This window comes from Okeania hirsuta, assembly GCF_003838195.1.
Classification (GTDB): Bacteria; Cyanobacteriota; Cyanobacteriia; order Cyanobacteriales; family Microcoleaceae; genus Okeania; species Okeania hirsuta.
This window is the reverse complement of the sequence record NZ_RCBY01000648.1, coordinates 1-825: the sequence shown is the minus strand read 5'-3', so window position 1 is coordinate 825 and position 825 is coordinate 1. Positions and strand designations below refer to the sequence as shown.

General features: G+C 35.0%; 1 protein-coding gene. It reads left to right on the top strand.

Annotated elements, in window-relative coordinates; genetic code table 11:
- Window positions 1–36 precede the first annotated feature (36 nt).
- Window positions 37–351 carry a hypothetical protein gene (locus D5R40_RS33445; protein ID WP_205127667.1) on the top strand — a complete coding sequence of 105 codons (315 nt, stop codon included), beginning with the start codon at window positions 37–39 and terminating at the stop codon, window positions 349–351.
- The last annotated feature ends 474 nt before the right edge of the window (window positions 352–825 follow it).

The following is an 825-nucleotide window of genomic DNA, read 5'->3' as shown; positions in this document are numbered from 1 at the left end:
AATCCTAATTTGTTTTGATTTTGGCAATTATTTGATTTGCCTCTTGAGCAGTTAAATTTTTACTTGCTCATAGGACTTTCTATTCAAGCAAAGTATTATGAGCAAGGAAAAATTATCGGTCATAAATTGCCTAAACCAGAACAAATTAGGATTGAAGATAATCCTCCTGAATACAAAAGAACCAAAAGATTTTATGTATTTGCCGAATTTTTATTACTGAAAAATAATCCTCAATATGGCTATCTCTGGAATTTGATTTTAGCTCAATTAACAGAGATTCCTGTAAGAGCAGTTTCTTCTGTTAGTCGTCAGCTATCTAAGAATAAAATGCAGAAAATTACTGATGGATAATGTTCAAAAATTAATAATTAATAATTACCTCTCCTTGAAAAGAAGAGGATTGACTAATCATGAAAATTTTTATTTATTATCCCCTTATATAGAATCCGGGTAATTAGTTATCGTATTATATCATGTCCGTTTATATCGTTTGTGTAAACCCAAGGGTGAATATCTACAGGAAATGATGGTTTTTTTCTTGCGAGGGTAGCCTTCTTCCCTCTTCCCTCTTTCTTCTTCCTTCTTCCTTACCTTTGCTATACAAGACCGATGCTACCGGACATGATATCAGTAGACACCTCCTCCACGCATAGGGAGTAGGAAGCAGGGAGCAGGGAGAAAGAGGGAAGAGGAAAGAAGGCTACCCTCGCAAGAAAAAACCATCATTTCCTGTAGATATTCACCCTTGGGTTTACACAAACGATTGGCTTCGGACATGATATAATACGATAACTAATTACCCGGATTCTATATAAGGGGATAATA